Annotated in this window: 17 protein-coding genes and 1 tRNA gene; 9 read left to right on the top strand and 9 right to left on the bottom strand. The window is 71.4% G+C overall.

What is annotated here, in order from left to right:
- Complete coding sequence (gene meaB, locus RC2_RS13515) at positions 1-1,017, top strand: methylmalonyl Co-A mutase-associated GTPase MeaB (RefSeq protein WP_068144309.1); 1,017 nt, start codon at positions 1-3, stop codon at positions 1,015-1,017.
- On the opposite strand, the gene RC2_RS13520 is transcribed toward meaB, so the two are convergent.
- The 5 genes from RC2_RS13520 to RC2_RS13540 all read right to left on the bottom strand — a co-directional run bounded on the left by RC2_RS13520 (position 993) and on the right by RC2_RS13540 (position 6,355).
- Positions 993-1,991 carry a nucleoside hydrolase gene (locus tag RC2_RS13520; RefSeq protein ID WP_068144306.1) on the bottom strand — a complete coding sequence of 333 codons (999 nt, stop codon included), beginning with the start codon at positions 1,989-1,991 and terminating at the stop codon, positions 993-995. The genes meaB and RC2_RS13520 overlap by 25 nt on opposite strands.
- Positions 1,988-3,328: a CoA transferase gene (locus RC2_RS13525; RefSeq protein ID WP_245811113.1), complete on the bottom strand. Its 1,341-nt coding sequence runs from the start codon at positions 3,326-3,328 to the stop codon at positions 1,988-1,990. The genes RC2_RS13520 and RC2_RS13525 overlap by 4 nt, the downstream gene beginning before the upstream one ends.
- 2 nt (positions 3,329-3,330) lie before the next feature.
- A complete protein-coding gene (locus tag RC2_RS13530) occupies positions 3,331-4,593 on the bottom strand; it encodes a saccharopine dehydrogenase family protein (RefSeq protein ID WP_068144302.1) in 1,263 nt (420 codons plus the stop codon).
- A gap of 21 nt (positions 4,594-4,614) precedes the next feature.
- Positions 4,615-6,111: a glutamate-cysteine ligase family protein gene (locus RC2_RS13535; RefSeq protein ID WP_068144298.1), complete on the bottom strand. Its 1,497-nt coding sequence runs from the start codon at positions 6,109-6,111 to the stop codon at positions 4,615-4,617.
- 158 nt (positions 6,112-6,269) lie between these two features.
- Positions 6,270-6,355, bottom strand: a tRNA-Leu gene (locus tag RC2_RS13540).
- Positions 6,356-6,525: 170 nt separating this feature from the next.
- On the opposite strand from RC2_RS13540, the gene RC2_RS13545 reads away from it, so the two are divergent.
- Together RC2_RS13545 and RC2_RS13550 are read left to right on the top strand one after the other, a co-directional pair.
- Complete coding sequence (locus RC2_RS13545; protein WP_072681546.1) at positions 6,526-7,857, top strand: M20/M25/M40 family metallo-hydrolase; 1,332 nt, start codon at positions 6,526-6,528, stop codon at positions 7,855-7,857.
- Positions 7,858-7,901: 44 nt separating this feature from the next.
- Positions 7,902-8,429: a YbhB/YbcL family Raf kinase inhibitor-like protein gene (locus RC2_RS13550; protein WP_068144296.1), complete on the top strand. Its 528-nt coding sequence runs from the start codon at positions 7,902-7,904 to the stop codon at positions 8,427-8,429.
- 41 nt (positions 8,430-8,470) lie between these two features.
- On the opposite strand, the gene RC2_RS13555 is transcribed toward RC2_RS13550, so the two are convergent.
- Genes RC2_RS13555 through RC2_RS13565 form a run of 3 tightly spaced genes read right to left on the bottom strand, consistent with a single transcriptional unit; the run spans position 8,471 to position 10,779 of the window.
- On the bottom strand, positions 8,471-9,538 hold the full coding sequence (locus tag RC2_RS13555; protein WP_281250875.1) for a quinone-dependent dihydroorotate dehydrogenase: 1,068 nt from the start codon (positions 9,536-9,538) through the stop codon (positions 8,471-8,473).
- A gap of 23 nt (positions 9,539-9,561) precedes the next feature.
- Positions 9,562-9,795: a DUF5703 family protein gene (locus RC2_RS13560; RefSeq protein ID WP_371828492.1), complete on the bottom strand. Its 234-nt coding sequence runs from the start codon at positions 9,793-9,795 to the stop codon at positions 9,562-9,564.
- 24 nt (positions 9,796-9,819) lie between these two features.
- Positions 9,820-10,779, bottom strand: coding sequence for a YncE family protein (locus tag RC2_RS13565; protein WP_156509715.1), 960 nt, complete (start codon positions 10,777-10,779; stop codon positions 9,820-9,822).
- A 218-nt stretch (positions 10,780-10,997) separates the two neighbouring features.
- On the opposite strand from RC2_RS13565, the gene RC2_RS13570 reads away from it, so the two are divergent.
- Positions 10,998-11,369, top strand: coding sequence for a hypothetical protein (locus RC2_RS13570; protein WP_068144328.1), 372 nt, complete (start codon positions 10,998-11,000; stop codon positions 11,367-11,369).
- Here the strand turns inward: RC2_RS13570 and RC2_RS13575 are convergent.
- Positions 11,366-12,304, bottom strand: a complete 939-nt coding sequence (locus tag RC2_RS13575; protein WP_068144286.1) for an aldo/keto reductase — start codon at positions 12,302-12,304, stop codon at positions 11,366-11,368. The genes RC2_RS13570 and RC2_RS13575 overlap by 4 nt on opposite strands.
- A gap of 92 nt (positions 12,305-12,396) precedes the next feature.
- Between RC2_RS13575 and RC2_RS13580 the strand changes: the two genes are divergently transcribed.
- From RC2_RS13580 to mshC, 5 genes are all read left to right on the top strand, one after another.
- Positions 12,397-13,242 (top strand): undecaprenyl-diphosphate phosphatase, encoded by an 846-nt coding sequence (locus RC2_RS13580; RefSeq protein ID WP_174552333.1) that lies wholly within the window; start codon positions 12,397-12,399, stop codon positions 13,240-13,242.
- A gap of 23 nt (positions 13,243-13,265) precedes the next feature.
- The gene (locus tag RC2_RS13585) at positions 13,266-13,979 is read left to right on the top strand and encodes a histidine phosphatase family protein (RefSeq protein WP_072681524.1); all 714 of its coding nucleotides are present in this window, start codon (positions 13,266-13,268) and stop codon (positions 13,977-13,979) included.
- A 111-nt stretch (positions 13,980-14,090) separates the two neighbouring features.
- Entirely contained in the window at positions 14,091-14,687 is a 597-nt protein-coding gene (locus RC2_RS13590) for a DUF3090 domain-containing protein (protein ID WP_068151548.1), read from the top strand.
- On the top strand, positions 14,684-15,514 hold the full coding sequence (locus RC2_RS13595) for an SCO1664 family protein (RefSeq protein ID WP_068151563.1): 831 nt from the start codon (positions 14,684-14,686) through the stop codon (positions 15,512-15,514). The genes RC2_RS13590 and RC2_RS13595 overlap by 4 nt, the downstream gene beginning before the upstream one ends.
- 45 nt (positions 15,515-15,559) lie before the next feature.
- Entirely contained in the window at positions 15,560-16,801 is a 1,242-nt protein-coding gene (gene mshC / locus RC2_RS13600) for a cysteine--1-D-myo-inosityl 2-amino-2-deoxy-alpha-D-glucopyranoside ligase (RefSeq protein ID WP_068151547.1), read from the top strand.
- Positions 16,802-17,017: the final 216 nt, after the last annotated feature.

The following is a 17,017-nucleotide window of genomic DNA, read 5'->3' on the forward strand; positions in this document are numbered from 1 at the left end:
ATGGCCGATCGACCCACCGTCGCCCGGCCCGTCGTCGACGTCGACGCTCTCGCGACATCCGTGCGCGCGGGGGAGCGGGCGGGGCTCGCGCGCGCCATCACGCTCGTCGAGTCGACCCGCGACGATCACCGAGACCGGGCGCAACAGTTGCTCCAGCGGTTGCTCCCGCACGCCGGCGGCGCTCATCGTGTCGGGATCACCGGCGTTCCCGGCGTGGGGAAGTCGACGTTCATCGACGCGCTCGGGATGTACCTGATCGAACAGGGACATCGGGTGGCGGTGCTCGCGGTCGACCCGTCGTCGTCGCGCACGGGGGGATCCATCCTCGGGGACAAGACGCGGATGGCCCGACTCACGGTGTCCGATCGTGCGTACATCCGACCGTCGCCGACGTCGGGCACGCTCGGCGGTGTCGCCAAGGCCACCCGCGAGACCATCGTGCTGCTCGAGGCCGCGGGGTACGACGTCGTCCTCGTCGAGACCGTCGGCGTCGGCCAGTCCGAGATCACCGTCGCCGGCATGGTCGACTGCTTCTGCTTCCTCACCCTCGCCCGCACCGGCGATCAGTTGCAGGGCATCAAGAAGGGCGTGCTCGAGCTGGCCGACCTGGTGGCGGTGAACAAGGCCGACGGCAACCACATCCGCGACGCCAAGAGCGCCGCCCGTGAGCTCGCCGGTGCGCTGCGGTTGATCCACCCGCACGACGCCGTGTGGGTGCCGCCGGTGCTCACCACCAGCGCCATCGAGGAGACGGGCCTGGACGAGTTCTGGGCAACGGTCCTGCGTCACCGCGAGACCCTCACCGCCGCAGGGCAGTTCGAGGAGAAGCGGCGCACGCAGACCGTGCGGTGGGTGTGGACCATGGTCCAGGACCAGGTGATGCGGCGGCTCGAGACCGATCCGGACGTGCGGACCGTGCGGGGTGACGTCGAGCGCCGCGTGGCCGACGGCTCTCTCACCGCGGCGCTGGCGGCACAGGAGATTCTGGCGGCCTACGACCGTCCGAGCGGAGCCTGAGCTCGCTGAGAGGCAAACGCACCGACTCTCGCGACGAGGTCGTCGAAGAAGGCCTCGGGGTCGGTCGCCACGGCGATGGCCGCGTTGGGTTCTCGCCCCCAGTGACCGCGTCGATCGGCCACCGTCGTCCCGCGGGTGAGGGTTCCGGCGAGTTCGACGTCGACCGTGGCCGTGCGGTACTCGGCGATCTCCGGACGGAGGGCGACCGCCGCGGCGAAGGGATCGTGCATGTGCGCGAGGTATCCCTCGCCCTGCGCCTCGTGGAACTCGAAGTAGAACCGGATGGCGTCGGCGAGGTGCCGCACGATCGGCACGTCGGGACCGCCGGCCGCCGCGATCATGCGGTCCAGGTGGTGCGGATGCATCTCGATCGTCTCGGTGAGGTTCAGGCCGCAGACGATCGGCCCGCGTCCCGCCGGCGCCGCGGAGAAGGCGTCGAAGACCTCCTTGGCGGCCTCCGGGTCGACCGCGACGTTCCATTCCGACGTCGGTGTCGTGTTGCCCGGGTGGTCGAACGATCCGCCCATGATCACCACCCGCCGCAGCAGGGTCGGCAGGGCCGGCTCGAGGCGGAGCGCGAGGGCGAGGTTGGTCGACGGACCGGTGACCAGGCCCGTCAGCTCGCCGGGGTGAGCGCGCGCCAGCTCCACCCAGGCGGTGGCCGCCGACCGCGCGGACAGCGACCGGGTGCTCGGCGGCAGGTTCGCGTAGCCGACGCCGAGGGGGCCGTGGGTGTCCTCGGTGGTCATGAGCGGAGCGACCAGCGGACCGTCCGCGCCTACGCAGACCTCGACGTCGTGGAGTCCGCAGAGATCGAGCCAGGACGCCGTGTTGCGCGTGACCTGCGCCGTCGGCACGTTGCCCGCCGTGCAGCACACGGCGACGATCTCGGCGGCCGGGTCGGCGGCGAGCAGGACCAGGGCGAGGGAGTCGTCGATACCGGTGTCGACGTCGACGATCAGACGGGTGGTCACACGGTCTCCGGGGTGGGGTAGCGGGGCTCGTCGGAGCCCCACGGACGGGCGGGCCACGGGTAGTCGTCGTACTCCGCCAGGGCGGGGCGCGCGGTACGGACGGATCCGTGCGTCACGGTGTGCGTTTCGGGGATCGGCGTGCGCTCGCCACCGTCCGCCGAGCGCGGCAGGGCGAGCAGGTGCGCCGCCGTCCGGCCCAACGACGCCGTGACGGTGCGTCCGATCCCGCTCTGCGCTCGGAGGGCCAGCGCGTCCACGATCCCGGCCGCGAGGAGATACCCGGTGGCGTGGTCGAGCGCCTGCACCGGCAACGCTCCGGGTCGGTCGTCCCTGCCGCACAGCACGGCGATTCCGGACGCGGCCTGCACCAGGCTGTCGAACCCCCGTCGACCCGCGAACGGGCCGCGCGTCCCCCACGCCGACACGGACGCGACCACAGCGCCGCCGGGCCGAACGGACTCGACGACGGACATCACCGTCGAACCCGGTCGGTACCCGCGGACGACGACGTCGGCGGTGGTCGCGAGGGCGGCGAGGCGATCGCGCTGGTCGGGATCCTCGACGTCGAGGAGAGTCGACGCCTTGCCCGCGCCGGTGTCGAGGTGCTGCGTCTCGATCTCGGGCAACCGCGGCGAATCGACGCGCAGTACCGAGGCGCCGAGCAGGGCCAGCACGCGAGTGGCCACCGGCCCCGCGAGGACCCGGGTGAGGTCGAGGACGCGCATCCCCGCCAGGGGACGGCGGGCGTCGGTGGGCGCCTCGGCCAGCGACGACGTCCCGTCCGGGCGCACCGACGTCGTGACCAGGGGGCCGGTCGCGGCGAAGCGGCCGGCCGGCTCGTCGTCCCACTCCGACGGTGTCCGCACCGCGACCACCAGTGCGCCCGCGGCCGCCGCGGAGTCCTCGATCTCCCGTGCCGACACCCTCGCGAGGGCGGTGGCGACGGCGGCCGGATCGTCGGGCACACCGAGCAGCGCACACAGCCGGTCCCGGTGGTGGGGGTAGTTCGCGTGCGTCCGCACCCACCCGTCCGCGGTCGGCCAGAAGCCGGACAGCGGCGCGAATCCCGGTGCGGCACCGCCGTTCACCCGCAGCAGGTCCCCGCCGCCGAACGACGACGCCACCCGGTCACCGTCTATCGACCACGGCTGCGGGTCGAGATCCGCAGCGCGGCAGTAGCGATCGACGGCCGAGCAGAGAGCGGCCACACTGCCCGTCGCGAGGGCGGCGACCGGCAGCGGGCCGGCCAGCACACCGGGCGATTGCGGCACGACCGCGATGTCCTGCAGGCGTCCGTGACCGTGATCCGCCTCGTACTGCGTGAGGGTGTCGAGCACGCTCAGACCTTGCGCGCCGAGATCTCCATCCCGGCGGCGCGCAGGCGCGTGATCAGTGCGGTGCCGATGCCCGACGCCGGGGTGAGCACGCCGCCTCCGAGCGACGGCAGCTCGTCGCGGTTCTTCACCAGGGCCAGCGCGGACTCGCCGAGCATCAGCGCCGTGGCGGCGTAGCCGGGATCCCCCTTGGCCTTCACTCGCGAGACGTAGTGCTCGCCGCTGGTGGTGGTCGTGTAGATGTCGACGACGAAATGACCCTTCTGCCGGGTCTTCTCGCTGGGGCCGCTGCCCGGTGCGGGCAGCACCTTGTCCAGCAGGAATCGCGTCGGCTTGAAGGCCAGCCCGGCCACGAACGCGCCGAGCCCGGCGAGGACTCCGGCTGCGAGGACGGGGGAGGCGGGGGAGGACCCCACGCTCATGACCTCGTTGTACTTGAAGGTCTTGCCGTAGGGGTAGCCGAGTATGGCGTTGGTGCGACGCACCACGCGCGTGTTGTACGACGCCATGACGAACGGCGCCTTCCAGCCCTTCAGCGACGGGTGGATCGACGATCCCTTGAGCACCGGGGCGTCGTTCTGCCGACCGAAGTCCGGCTCGATCGAGCGGTCGGGGCTGAGGGAGTAGGGGCTCGCGGCGAGCTTGGCGGCGGCGCGGTCCTTGGTGATCTCGTCGATCTGGCCGCGGAGCGAGTCGATGGTGCCGCCGCTGACGCCGCCGCTCATCGACGTCACCACGAGCGTGGTGTCGGTGAGATCGCCGGCGCCGTCCTCGGTGACCTTGCGGTGCAGTTCGAACACCCCGATGTCGGACGGTACGGAATCGAAGCCGCAGGAGTGGACGATGCGTGCACCGGTGCGCACGGCGGTCTCGTGGTTCTCGTCGGCGCTCGCGCGGGCGAACAGGACTTCACCGGTGAGGTCGACGTAGTCGGTGCCCGACTCGGCGCACACGCGGGCCAGGACGCGGCCGTACTTGGTGTAGGGACCGACCGTGGTGAGGACGACGGACGTGCGCTGCGCGAGAGCGGTGAGCGCCGCCTCGTCGTCGGCGTCGGCGACGACGAGCGGCCAGTCCGCCGCCCGCGCCGGAAGTCCCCGACGGGTGGATTCCAGCTTGTCCCGACTCCGGCCCGCCAGCGCGACGGTGGTGCCGTCGGGGGCGTGCCGGGCGAGGTACTCGGCGGTCAGCGCTCCGACGAATCCCGTTGCGCCGTAGACGACGATCTCGAACTCGCGGGCGGTGGACTCACGCGTGGAATCGGCCATTCCCCGACACTACTAGCGCGCTCACCACGACCACGTGTGGACCGGCTCGCCGTCGTGCATGCGCTCGAGGTAGTCGGCGAGCATGCCCGCGAGAGCGCGGTCACGGTCGTCCCCCGCCCGTTCCCGAGCGGCCAGCGCCGAGCGTTGCCACACGGCGCCGTTCTGCCGACGCAGACACCGCCCCTCGATCACCCGGAGGTAGCGGTCGCGGACGTCGGGGTCGACTCCGAACGCGTCGAGGCCCGCCTCGGCCATCGGGAGCAGACGACGCAGCACCAACTCCTGGGGGGACACCCAGCCCACTTCCGGCCAGTAGCACCGCGCGTCGATGCCGCTTCGCGCCGCGGAGTGCAGGTTGTCCTGCGCCGCGTCGAAGGACATCTGGCTCCACACGGGACGGTCGGCGTCGACCAGCGAACGCAGCGCGCCGTAGTAGAACGCGGCGTCGGCCATCACGTCGATCACGGACGGCCCGGCAGGCAACACCCTGTTCTCGAGGCGCAGGTGATGCTCGCCGCCCGACGTGTCGTAGATGGGGCGATTCCAGCGGTAGACCGTGCCGTTGTGCATCTTCAGCTCGGTCAGTTCCGGCGTCCGGCCTGCGGCGAGCTCGGCCATCGGATCCTGATCGGAGACCACCGGCAGCAGCGCGGGGAAGTAGCGGGAGTTCTCCTCGAACAGGTCGAAGATCGAGGTGATCCATCGCTCGCCGAACCAGACTCGCGGCCGCACGCCCTGGTTCTTGAGTTCCTGCGGGCGGGTGTCGGTGGCCTGCTCGAAGAGCGGGAGGCGGGTCTCGTGCCACAGGGCGCGTCCGGCGAGGAAGGGGGAGTTGGCCGCCAGGGCCACCTGCACGCCGGCGAGGGCCTGCGCAGCGTTCCAGTGGGCCGGGAATTCGTCCGGCGAGACCTGCAGGTGCAGCTGCACGGAGGTGCAGGCCGCTTCCGGCAGGATCGTGTCGACGATCCGGTGCAGCGACTCCGCCTCCCGGCTGCCCGGCAGCGGCACCCCGGTGACGTTGAGCTCGATGTCCTCGCCACGCGCGGCGAAGATCTGCCGGTTGAGCAGGTCGTACCGCGGGTTCTCCGACAGCCAGCGCGCCGCGAAGTGCTCCTCGCGCAGGGTCGGCAGCATGCCGATCATCGCCAGCGCCGAGCCCGTGCCCTTCGCCCGCGCGTCCGCGTGGTCCAGCGACGCGCGGAGTTCGGTCTCGAGGGTCCGCATCCGATCCCCGGCCAGCGGCGCGGGCGCGACGTTGATCTCGATGTTGAACCGGCCCAGCTCGGTCTGGAAGTCGGGATCGGCGATTGCCTCGAGGACGGCGGTGTTGGCCATGGCCGGGTCCATCGCGTCGTCGACGAGGTTGAGTTCGATCTCCATCCCGATCCGCGGTTCGTCCACCGCGAAGGTGTCGTCGGCCAGCATCGACGCGAGGGCGTCGAGGCACTGCTGCACCTTGCGCCGGAAATCCTGGCGGTCCTGGCGGCTGAACGTGCGCTGCTCGACCTCGTCACCCATGGGGACATCTCATCACGCAGCGGCGGCGACGACGAGACACAGGGGCCGACGAGAGACGGGGGCCGACGAGAGACGGGGGCCGACGAGAGACGGGGCACGAACGACACGAAGGCCCCGGATCCAATGACCCGGGGCCTTCGTGAAACCTCTGCTCGACGTGTCCGAGGGGGGACTTGAACCCCCACGTCCGTTAATAGGACACTAGCACCTCAAGCTAGCGCGTCTGCCATTCCGCCACTCGGACCTGCTCGCACCGCTTCTCGCGCTGCGCAGATGAATGTAGTCGATGCGCCGCGTCCCACCAAAACGGCACGTCACACCGCACCCACCCGCACCGTCGATGGTAGGAACGAAGCCGTGTCCAGCAGCGAGCAGAGCCCCGAGACCAGCCCCGAGAACGCTTCCGAGAACACGGTGTCCGGCACCGTCGCGATCGACGAGGTGGTGGACCTGGTGGCGTCGTTGATCCGCTTCGACACCACCAACACCGGCGACCCGACGACGACCGTGGGGGAGCGAGAGTGTGCCGAGTGGGTGGCGCGGCAGCTCGAGGAGGTCGGGTACGAGACCGAGTACGTCGAGTCCGGAGCGCCCGGCCGCGGCAACGTGTTCGCCCGCCTGCCCGGGGCGGACCGCTCGCGTGGCGCACTGCTGGTGCACGGTCATCTCGACGTGGTGCCGGCCGAGCCGGCCGACTGGAGCGTGCACCCCTTCTCCGGCGCGGTCGAGGACGGGTACCTGTGGGGTCGCGGCGCCGTGGACATGAAGGACATGGTCGGCATGGCGCTGGCCCTCGCCCGGCAGTTCCGCTCTCAGGGCACCGTGCCACCGCGCGACCTGGTCTTCGCGTTCCTGGCCGACGAGGAGGCCGGCGGAACGTGGGGCTCGCACTGGCTGGTCGAGCATCGGCCGGACCTGTTCGAGGGCGTCAGCGAGGCCGTCGGCGAGGTGGGCGGCTTCTCCCTCACCGTGGCCCGGCCGGACGGCGAGGAGCGGCGGCTCTATCTGGTGGAGACGGCCGAGAAGGGCCTGGCCTGGATGCGCCTGACCGCCAAGGCCCGCGCCGGTCACGGATCGTTCCTGCACGAGGACAACGCCGTCACCTACCTCGCCGAGGCCGTCGCGGCTCTGGGCAAGCACCAATTCCCGCTGGTGATGACCGAGTCGGTGACCGAGTTTCTCGCCGCCGTGTCGGCCGAGACCGGTCTGGAGTTCGACCCGTCGTCGCCGGACATCGACGGCACCCTGGCCAAGCTCGGGAGCATCGCGCGCATCGTCGGGGCGACGCTGCGGGACACCGCGAACCCGACCATGCTCGACGCCGGCTACAAGGCCAACGTGATTCCCCAGACGGCCACGGCCACCGTCGACTGCCGCGTGCTGCCCGGCCGCAAGGAGGCCTTCGAGCGCGAGGTCGACGAGTTGATCGGACCGCACGTGGAGCGGTCGTGGATCGCCGACCTCGAGCCGTACGAGACCACCTTCGACGGGCATCTGGTCGACGCGATGAACGACGCCATTCTCGCGTTCGACGAGAACGGGCGGACCGTGCCGTACATGCTGTCGGGGGGAACGGACGCGAAAGCGTTCGCCAAGTTGGGGATTCGATGCTTCGGCTTCGCGCCGCTCAAGCTGCCCCCGGAACTGGATTTCGCCGCCCTGTTCCACGGAGTCGACGAACGGGTACCCGTGGACGCGTTGGTGTTCGGCACCAAGGTGTTCGAGCACTTCCTGCTGCACAGCTGACCCGGCACGCGGGTCGGCCCACCACTCTTCGAGAGGAATCGCCGATGTCACGGGACCCCTACGCCGACCTTCCGACGCTGCCCACCTTCGAGTTGACGTCGTCGGACATCACCGACGGCGAGCCGCTGAAGAAGGACCAGGTCAGCGGCGTCATGGGCGCCGGCGGACACGACAATTCGCCGCAGCTGTCGTGGTCGGGCTTCCCCGACGGGACCAAGAGCTTCGCCGTCACGGTCTACGACCCCGACGCCCCCACGGGCTCGGGGTTCTGGCACTGGGCCGTCGCGAACATCCCGGTCACCACCACCACGTTGGTCTCGGCCGCGGGCGACGATGCCTCGACGGGTCTGCCGAACGCGGCGGTCACGCTGAAGGGCGACGCCGGACTGGCGCGCTACATCGGCGCCGCCCCGCCGCAGGGGCACGGCGTTCACCACTACTACGTGGCCGTGCACGCCGTCGACGTCGAGCAGCTCGAGATCGACGAGACGGCCACCCCGGCGTACCTCGGCTTCACCCTCTTCTCCCACGCCATCGCCCGCGCCGTGATCCACGGGACGTACGAGCAGTAGACCGAAGTACCGACGCGGTCGGCAGCGTCAGGCGTGCAGGGTCACGCGAGGTCGCTGCCGACCGCGTCGGACACTCGCGCGTATCCGGCAGCGCGGGCCCGCTCGGCGAGTCCGGTCGCGAGGCGCCGCGCCCAGAAGGGCCCGCCGTAGACGAAGCCCGTGTACCCCTGCACCAGCGTCGCTCCGGCGCGGATGCGTGCCCAGGCGTCGTCGGGTGTCTCGATCCCGCCGGCGGCGATCAGAGTGAGCCGGTCGCCGACACGGGCACGCAGGCGACGCAGCACCGCGAGCGACCGGTCCGCCACGTACGGGCCCGACACCCCGCCCGCGCCGAGGTCCGCGGCTCCCGGTGTGCGCAGCCCGTCGCGGGCGATGGTGGTGTTGGTCGCGACGATGCCCGCCGCGCCCAGGTCGAGAGCCAGATCGGCGACGGCGTCGACGTCGTCGTCGGACAGGTCCGGTGCGATCTTCACCAGGACCGGCACCGACACCGCCGCGATCACCGCGCCCAGCAGCGGGCGGAGCGACTCCACGGCCTGCAGGTCGCGGAGACCCGGGGTGTTCGGAGAGCTGACGTTGACCACGACGAAATCCGACAGCGGGCCGAGCAGGCGAGCGCTGGTGGTGTAGTCGACCGCGGCGTCGGCGGCCGGTGTCACCTTCGTCTTGCCGATGTTCGCCCCGATCGGCAGATCACCGCGGCGACGACGGAGGCGGTCGGCGACGGCGCCGGCGCCCTCGTTGTTGAAGCCCATGCGGTTCAGCAGTCCGCGATCCCGCGGGAGCCGGAACAGCCGGGGCGCCGGGTTGCCCGGCTGCGCGTACGCCGTCACCGTGCCGATCTCGGCGAACCCGAAGCCCAGCGGTCCCCAGGCATCCACGCCCTCGCCGTTCTTGTCGAAACCGGCGGCCAGGCCGACCGGGGTGGGGAACTGCACGCCGAACGCCTCGGTGCGGAGAATCGGATCCCGCACCACCAGTACCCGCGCCACGAGCGCGCGCAGCGGGGCGAACCGAGTGACCAGCCGCATCGCGGCGAAGGCGAGGTGATGGATGCGCTCCGGAGGAACCAGGAACATCAGGCGCAGCAGAATCCGGTAGGGACTCACGTCGGTGCGGTCTCCGTCTCTCGTCACAGTTCGGGGTCGGGAACGTGCTGGGCCGTCTTGCGCCGTTTGAGCAGCACGCGGCGGCTGCCGTCGGTGTACAGGCGCACGCGGGAGAGCTCCCATCCGCCGAACTCCGCCGAGATCGCGAGCCGCATCGACGCGGTCACCCGCGTCACGTCGGGCGGCAGCTTGATCGGCACGTACTCCCAGTCGTCGGACTGGATCTGCCAGCTCGCGGGGACGGCTCGGTTCGGCATGGGCATCGCGACTTTCGGTCGGGGTCACTCGCGGGTCGGTATCACCTGCACACCGGCGCCGTCGTTCGAGCCTACGAACAATCGTCCGGAACGCGAATCGACCGCGAGGGAATCGGGTTGCTTCACGGTGGGGAACCGTGCCGTCTCCACCGGAATTCCGCTCGAGACGTCGAAGCCGAGCACCTCGTTGGTGGCCGTCGTCGTGACCCACACCGTGCCGGCGTCGTCGCACGCCACGGCGAACGGCGACCCCGCCACCGGATAGCGCTGGCGCATGATCAGGTCGTCGCCCGTGAAGATCATCAGCTCGTCGTCGGCGGTGTCGGAGACCACGATCGCGCCGTTGGCACACCCGACCGTGCGGGTGGCGCCGTCGCCGGCGCGCAGCGCTTCCCCGAGTCGATCGCCCGTGACGTTCACCGTGGTCATGGACGTCTGCCGGGTATCGAGTGCCACCAGATCGTCTCCGGCGGGGACCAGTCCGTCCACGGAAGCGAGGCCGGCGATCGACGACGACACCGCGCCGTCGGAGTCCACCACGGACACTCGGCCCGTCGCGGAGCCCACCGCGTAACCGTCGTCGAACACGGTCGCCGAGATCGCGCCGCCGTCGACCGGCCACGCGGTGGTGGCACCCGACTCGGCGTCGACCCGAACGAGCCCGTCCGCGGTGGTGACCAGGATCTCCCCGGCGCGGCCGGGATGGACGGAGGTGCCGGGCGACGGGAGCGACACCGCGCGCGGGGCGCCGTCGTCCCCGGCCAGGAGAACGCCGTCGTCGGTCAGGATCGCCAGGATCGAGGTGTCCTCGTCGACGGCCAGCCCCCGCACCGTGACCGGCCCGCCGAGAGCGGGCGGTGCGACGGTGCCGGCGGGCGTCGTCGACACCTCGGGGGACGCCGCTGCCGTTTCCGGCTCGCGGGTGTTGGTCGGCGTCGATTCGGACTGTTGCCCACCGCACGCGGCCAGAAGCACTGCGATCACGCTCACCGTGATCATCCCGGCCGACCGGGACGTTCGCCGTCGAGCATCCGTCGTCGTCGCAGGTCCCACGGGTCGTCTCGTCTCCTCGTCGCTCGCCATCGTCACCATACGATCACGTCTCGCGGCGCGCCCACCGCGCGGGGAGACGCGACAGCCCCCGTCGAGGGTGGGTACGGTCCGATGTGTCCGTTACCGCTGGTTCCACGGGGGTGTCCATCGTGAGCCGTCCGACCACGCCGGACCCGACCGGGCCCGACTTCTCCGTCGACGACGTCACCACCGGTCCGCACGCGCACGGATTCGGCACCGCGGCCGACGGTCGCGCGTTCGCGTTCCGGGTGCGCGGCAAGACGCTGCGCGTGGAGCTCTACCGCCTCGGGGCCACCGTCACGGTGCCCACGGACGTCGACGTCGACGCGGTGGCGGACGTCGACGTGACCGACGTGGACCTCTGCGACGAGCGCTCGGTGACCGCTGCCGTGCGGGATGCCGTCGCCACGGTGCACGCGCCCGACGATCCGCGGTCCGCCGACACCACGTTGGTCCGTGCGCTGCTCGGCCGACTCGACCCGCGCGGCGGAGCCGACTAGCGCCACGGCGCGCTGACGTCGTCCAGAGCCGCCGCGATCGCCGGGGGCAGGTCGACGTCCTCGGCCGCGAGCACCCCGGTGAGCTGACCGATGTTGCGGGTCCCCACCACGGTCGACGCGACGCCGGGCCGATCGCGTGTCCAGGCGAGACCCACCGCCAGCGGCGAGGTACCCAGTCCGTCGGCCGCGGTCAGGACGGCCTCGACCACCTTGCTGCCGTCCTCCCCGAGGAACGGTGCGATGCCCGCGGACCGCACGGGATCCGCGCCGCGGGCATCCGCCGGGACGCCGTCGCGGTACTTGCCGGTGAGCACGCCGCCGCCGAGCGCGGAGACCGCCAGCACGCCCACACCGTGCCAGGCGGCGGCCGGGATCAGATCGTCCTCCGTTCCGCGCGCCAGCAGGGAGTACTCGGCCTGCGCGGCCACCACCGGGACGCGGGACGCCAGGGTGGCGAGCTGCCAACCGCGGTACCCCCGAACACCCGCGTAGCGCACCCGTCCGGACGAGACGGCGGTCTCGAGCGTCGCCGCGATCTCGTCGAGCGGCGTGCGCGTGTCCCACGCGCCGACGCTCCACAGATCCAGGTGGTCGGTGCCGAGGTCGCGCAGCGTGCGGTCGAGCCCGGCGAGCAGCGCCCGCCGGGAGCAGTCGACGGTCCAGTGCCCGGCCGCGTCGGCCGGACTGACACCCGAGTCGACGCTGAGCACCAGGTCGGCGCGGGGGACGACGTCGTCGAGGATCTCGGCCAGGACTCGCACCGCCCGGCCGTCGCCGTACGTGTCCGAGGTGTCCACCAGGGTCCCGCCCGCCTCGACGAAGGCGGTGATCTGGGCGGCGGCGTCGTCGCCGTCCACCCCACGCCCCCACTCCCCGGTGCCCAGTCCCAGGCGGGAGACGCGAAGTCCGCTGGTACCGACGGTTCTGTGCTTCATGGTGGTGACTGCTCGCTTCGTTGCCGGACGGCGGGTGACCCCGTGATCGAGGGACGACCCTAGTACGGTCGGCACTCGTGACGTCGACCGTGATCGCCGATTCCATGTCCTGGCTGCAAGCCGTGGTGCTCGGCGCCGTGCAGGGCCTGACCGAGTTCCTGCCGATCTCCTCCTCCGGCCACTTGCGCATCGTGTCCGAGGTGTTCTTCGGTGACGACGCCGGCGCGTCCTTCACGGCCGTGACGCAACTCGGGACCGAGGCGGCCGTGCTGCTCTTCTTCGCGAAGGACATCGTGCGGATCGTGCGAGCGTGGTTCCGCGGGTTGGTCGACCGGTCGCAGCGCGACGATCTCGACTACCGCATGGGCTGGTACGTGATCTTCGCGACTATTCCCATCGGCGTCATCGGTTTCGTCTTCAAGGACGCCATCCGCACCGGTGCACGGAATCTCTGGATCGTGGCCACGATGCTGATCGTGTTCGCGCTGGTTATCATGATCGCCGAGAAGGTGGGCACGCAGCGTCGCCCGATCGAGAAGCTCACCACCCGCGACGGCCTGGTCATGGGTCTGGCGCAGTGCCTCGCGCTGATCCCCGGCGTGTCGCGGTCCGGCGCGACCTCGAGCGCCGGGCTCTTCCTGGGCCTGACGCGGCCCGCTGCCGTGCGGTTCTCGTTCCTGCTCGCCATCCCCGCCGTCACCGCGTCGGGGCTGTTCTCCCTGCCGGACGCGTTCTCGCCGTCCGGGGAGGGTCTGCAGGCGTCCGGGCCGCAGCTGCTGGTGGCCACGCTGGTCGCCTTCGGGCTCGGCTACGCGTCCATCGCCTGGCTCCTGCGCTTCGTGGAGAACCACTCGCTGAACTGGTTCGTCGGGTACCGCATCGTGCTCGGCCTGGCCGTGATGGCCCTGCTCGCCACGGGGACCATCGCCGCCACCTGACGCGCGGTCCCTAGGCTGGTCCCATGACGGTCATCCTGCTGCGGCACGGGCGCTCGACGTCCAACACCGCCGGTACCCTCGCCGGCCGGTCCGAGGGCGTCGAGCTCGACGAGGTCGGACGGGAGCAGGCGGAGAAGATCGTCGCCCGACTCGACGGCATCCCGGTCGCCGCCATCGTGCGATCACCGCTCCTGCGCTGCGAGCAGACGGTGGCGCCCCTCGCGGCCGCGCGTGGCCTCGACCCGGTGGTCGAGGGTCGACTTCTCGAGGTCGACTACGGCGAGTGGACGGGCCGTGCGATCAAGGATCTGACCGGTGAGAAGTTGTGGAAGGTCGTCCAGCAGCATCCGTCGGCGGCGGTGTTCCCCGGCGGCGAGGGACTGGCCGACGTCCAGGCCCGCGCCGTCCGCGCGGTTCGTGACCACGACGAGCGGTTGGCCGCCGAGGCCGGCCACGACGTCGTGTGGGTCGCGTGCACGCACGGCGACGTCATCAAGTCGGTGCTCGCGGACGCCCTCGGGTCGCACCTCGACCAGTTCCAGCGCATCGTGGTCGACCCGTCGTCCATCTCCGTCGTGCGCTACACCGAGACGCGGGCGTTCGTCCACCGTGTCGGCGATCTGGGCGGCGACCTGCGCCAGGTGGTGCCGCCGCCCCCGAAGGCCCCCGAGGCCCCCGACGCCCCCGACGGCGGGGAGTCCTCCGACGCCGTGATCGGCGGCGGAGCGGGTCGCTGACCGCGCACGCTGGACAGCACGCGGATAATGACGATGGAGGTCGCCAGGCCACCATCACCGCCGGACACGAACCCCGACACGGGGTCCGGCGCGGATACGGAAGGTGAAAGTATGTCCCGCGCGATTCACGTCTTCCGCACTCCCGATCGGTTCGTCGCCGGCACGGTGGGCGAACCCGGTGATCGGTCGTTCTTCCTGCAGGCCGTGCACGAGGCCCGCGTCGTGTCGGTGGCGCTCGAGAAGCAGCAGGTGCAGGTGCTCGCCGACCGGGTCGGGCTGCTCCTCGACGAGGTGGCCCGACGGTTCGGTGCCGAGGTGCCGCCGTCCGACACCGACCCCTCCGACATCGACCCGCTGGTCACCCCCGTCGACGCCGAGTTCCGTGTCGGCACCATGGGGCTCGGGTGGGATGCCGACGCCGGGGCCGTCGTGGTGGAACTGCTCGCCATCACCGAGACCGAGATCGACGAGTCGGTGGTCCTCGACGACACCGACGAGGGCCCGGACGCCGTGCGGGTGTTCCTCAGCCCGGAGCAGGCGCGGGAATTCGCAGCCCGCAGCGAGCGGGTCATCGCCGCCGGTCGGCCGCCGTGCCCGCTGTGCGGGGAGCCCCTCACGTCCGGCGGGCACATGTGCGTGCGCACCAACGGCTACCGGCGTGGACCGGTCTCCGGGTCCGCCGTCACCGATTTCGGGGACGACTCCTGACCGCCCCCGACGACCTCGACCTGCTGACCACGGCCGAGCTGACCATCGTCGGCCGCGTCGTGCAGGCGTCCAACGCGACCCTGGTCTGCGAGATCTCCCGTCCCGAGACCGAGACCGAGACCGACACGGCCGCCCCGCTGCGCTGCGTCTACAAGCCGGTCCGCGGCGAGCAACCGCTCTGGGATTTCCCGGACGGGACGCTCGCCGGGCGGGAGGTGGCGTCGTACCGCGTGTCGGAGGCGCTCGGGTGGGGAGTCGTGCCGACCACCGTGCTGCGCGACGGGCCCGTCGGTCCCGGCATGGTGCAGCGGTGGATCGACACCGTCGACCGACGCCCCGAGGCGGGCGACGGCATCGACCTGGTCGACATCTGCCGGCCCGACCTGGTCCCCGACGGCTACCTTCCGGTGTTGCGGGGACACGACGAGACGGGGGAGGAGATCACCCTGGTCCATGCCGACGACCCTCGACTGCACCGCATGGCCGTGCTCGACGTGATTCTCAACAACGCCGACCGCAAGGGCGGCCACGTCCTCGAGGGCCTCGACGGCGCGGTCTACGGCGTCGATCACGGCCTCGCGATGCATCGCGAGAACAAGCTGCGGACGGTGCTTTGGGGCTGGGCCGGCGATCCGATCGGCGCGGACCTCGTGGCCGATCTCGAGCGAGTGCTCGAGGCGCTCGGCGGTTCGCTGGGCGACGAGTTGGCACCCCTGATCACCGACGCCGAGATCGACGCGCTGCGGCGGCGGGTCCGATCCCTGGTCGAGCGGCCCGTGATGCCGGCGCCGACGTCCTCGCGGCCGCTCCCGTGGCCCGCCTTCTGAGCCTGGCGAACGGTCCGTCGCCGGTCACCGGATAGGCTGGGCGCCATGCAGTCCTGGCCCGATGTCGCTGTCCCCACGGTTCCCGGCGAGGGCCCTGCCCTCCGCCTGTACGACACCGCGGATCGCGCCGTGCGGCCCGTCGCACCGGGTTCGACGGCCACCATGTACGTCTGCGGCATCACCCCCTACGACGCCACCCACCTCGGTCACGCCGCCACCTACCTGACCTTCGACCTGGTGCAACGCGTGTGGCGCGACGCCGGCCACGACGTGCACTACGTGCAGAACGTCACCGATGTCGACGATCCCCTGTTCGAGCGCGCGGCCCGCGACGGCGAGGACTGGCAGTCCCTCGGGCAGCGGGAGACCGACCTGTTCCGGTCCGACATGACCGCACTGCGCGTGCTTCCGCCCCGCGACTACATCGGCGCCGTCGAGTCCGTCGCCGAGGTGGTCGAGTTGGTGGAGAAGTTGCTCGCGTCGGGTGCGGCCTACACCGTCGACGATGCCGAGTACCCCGACGTCTACTTCCGCGCGGACGCCACCGAGCAGTTCGGGTACGAGTCCGGGTACGACCGCGACACCATGGCGCGCTTCTTCGCCGAACGCGGCGGTGATCCCGATCGCGCCGGCAAACGGGATCCTCTGGACGCGCTGATCTGGAAGGCCGCCCGGCCGGGCGAACCGTCGTGGCCGTCGCCCATGGGCCCCGGCCGCCCGGGGTGGCACATCGAGTGCGCCGCGATCGCGCTCAACCGGATCGGCTCCGGGTTCGACGTGCAGGGCGGTGGGAGCGACCTGATCTTCCCCCATCACGAGTTCTCGGCCGCCCACGCCGAATCCCTCACCGGCGCCGACCGTTTCGCGCGTCACTACGTGCACACCGGCATGATCGGGCTCGACGGGGAGAAGATGTCGAAGTCCCTCGGCAACCTGGTGCTGGTGTCGAAGCTGACGGCGGCCGGAGTGGATCCCGGCGCGATCCGCCTGGGCCTCTACGCCGGCCACTACCGCCAGGATCGCTCCTGGGACGACGCCACTCTCGACACCGCGAAGCGACGACTCGAGGCATGGACGGCCGCGGCGGCCCTGGAGTCCGCCCAGTCGGCCGAGGACACCGTCGCCCGCGTCCGCCAGCACCTCGCCGACGACCTCGACACCCCCAAGGCCCTCGACGCCCTCGACGCCTGGGCGCGCGACGCCGTCACGATCGGCGGGTCCGACACCGCGGCGCCGGGGTTGATCGCCGATACGGTGGACGCGCTCCTGGGTGTGCGGCTGCGCTGAGCACAGCTTCGCGCGTCGATGTCCGACGCGACCATCTCTCGCCGCTTCGTTCGTGTTCTGCCCGGCGTCCACGGTGACGGCGATCCCGAGTTCGTCGACGTGATCGTGGTCGCGACGCACTCGTACGCCGCCCTGGCTGCACGCCCACGAGGGGTCGGCGCGGTCGGCGTTCCTGTCGGACCTCAGGGTCACGACTCCGGCTCGCACGGTGGTGGA

The organism is Rhodococcoides corynebacterioides NBRC 14404, assembly GCF_001894765.1.
GTDB lineage: Bacteria > Actinomycetota > Actinomycetes > Mycobacteriales > Mycobacteriaceae > Rhodococcoides > Rhodococcoides corynebacterioides.

Coding starts and splice junctions, on each gene's coding strand:
- RC2_RS13550 (WP_068144296.1), top strand. CDS start 7,902: ATGTCACGGGACCCCTACGCCGACCTTCCGACGCTGCCCACCTTCGAG.
- meaB (WP_068144309.1), top strand. CDS start 1: ATGGCCGATCGACCCACCGTCGCCCGGCCCGTCGTCGACGTCGACGCT.
- RC2_RS13560 (WP_371828492.1), bottom strand. CDS start 9,795: ATGCCGAACCGAGCCGTCCCCGCGAGCTGGCAGATCCAGTCCGACGAC.
- RC2_RS13585 (WP_072681524.1), top strand. CDS start 13,266: ATGACGGTCATCCTGCTGCGGCACGGGCGCTCGACGTCCAACACCGCC.
- RC2_RS13590 (WP_068151548.1), top strand. CDS start 14,091: ATGTCCCGCGCGATTCACGTCTTCCGCACTCCCGATCGGTTCGTCGCC.
- mshC (WP_068151547.1), top strand. CDS start 15,560: ATGCAGTCCTGGCCCGATGTCGCTGTCCCCACGGTTCCCGGCGAGGGC.
- RC2_RS13575 (WP_068144286.1), bottom strand. CDS start 12,304: ATGAAGCACAGAACCGTCGGTACCAGCGGACTTCGCGTCTCCCGCCTG.
- RC2_RS13535 (WP_068144298.1), bottom strand. CDS start 6,111: ATGGGTGACGAGGTCGAGCAGCGCACGTTCAGCCGCCAGGACCGCCAG.
- RC2_RS13530 (WP_068144302.1), bottom strand. CDS start 4,593: ATGGCCGATTCCACGCGTGAGTCCACCGCCCGCGAGTTCGAGATCGTC.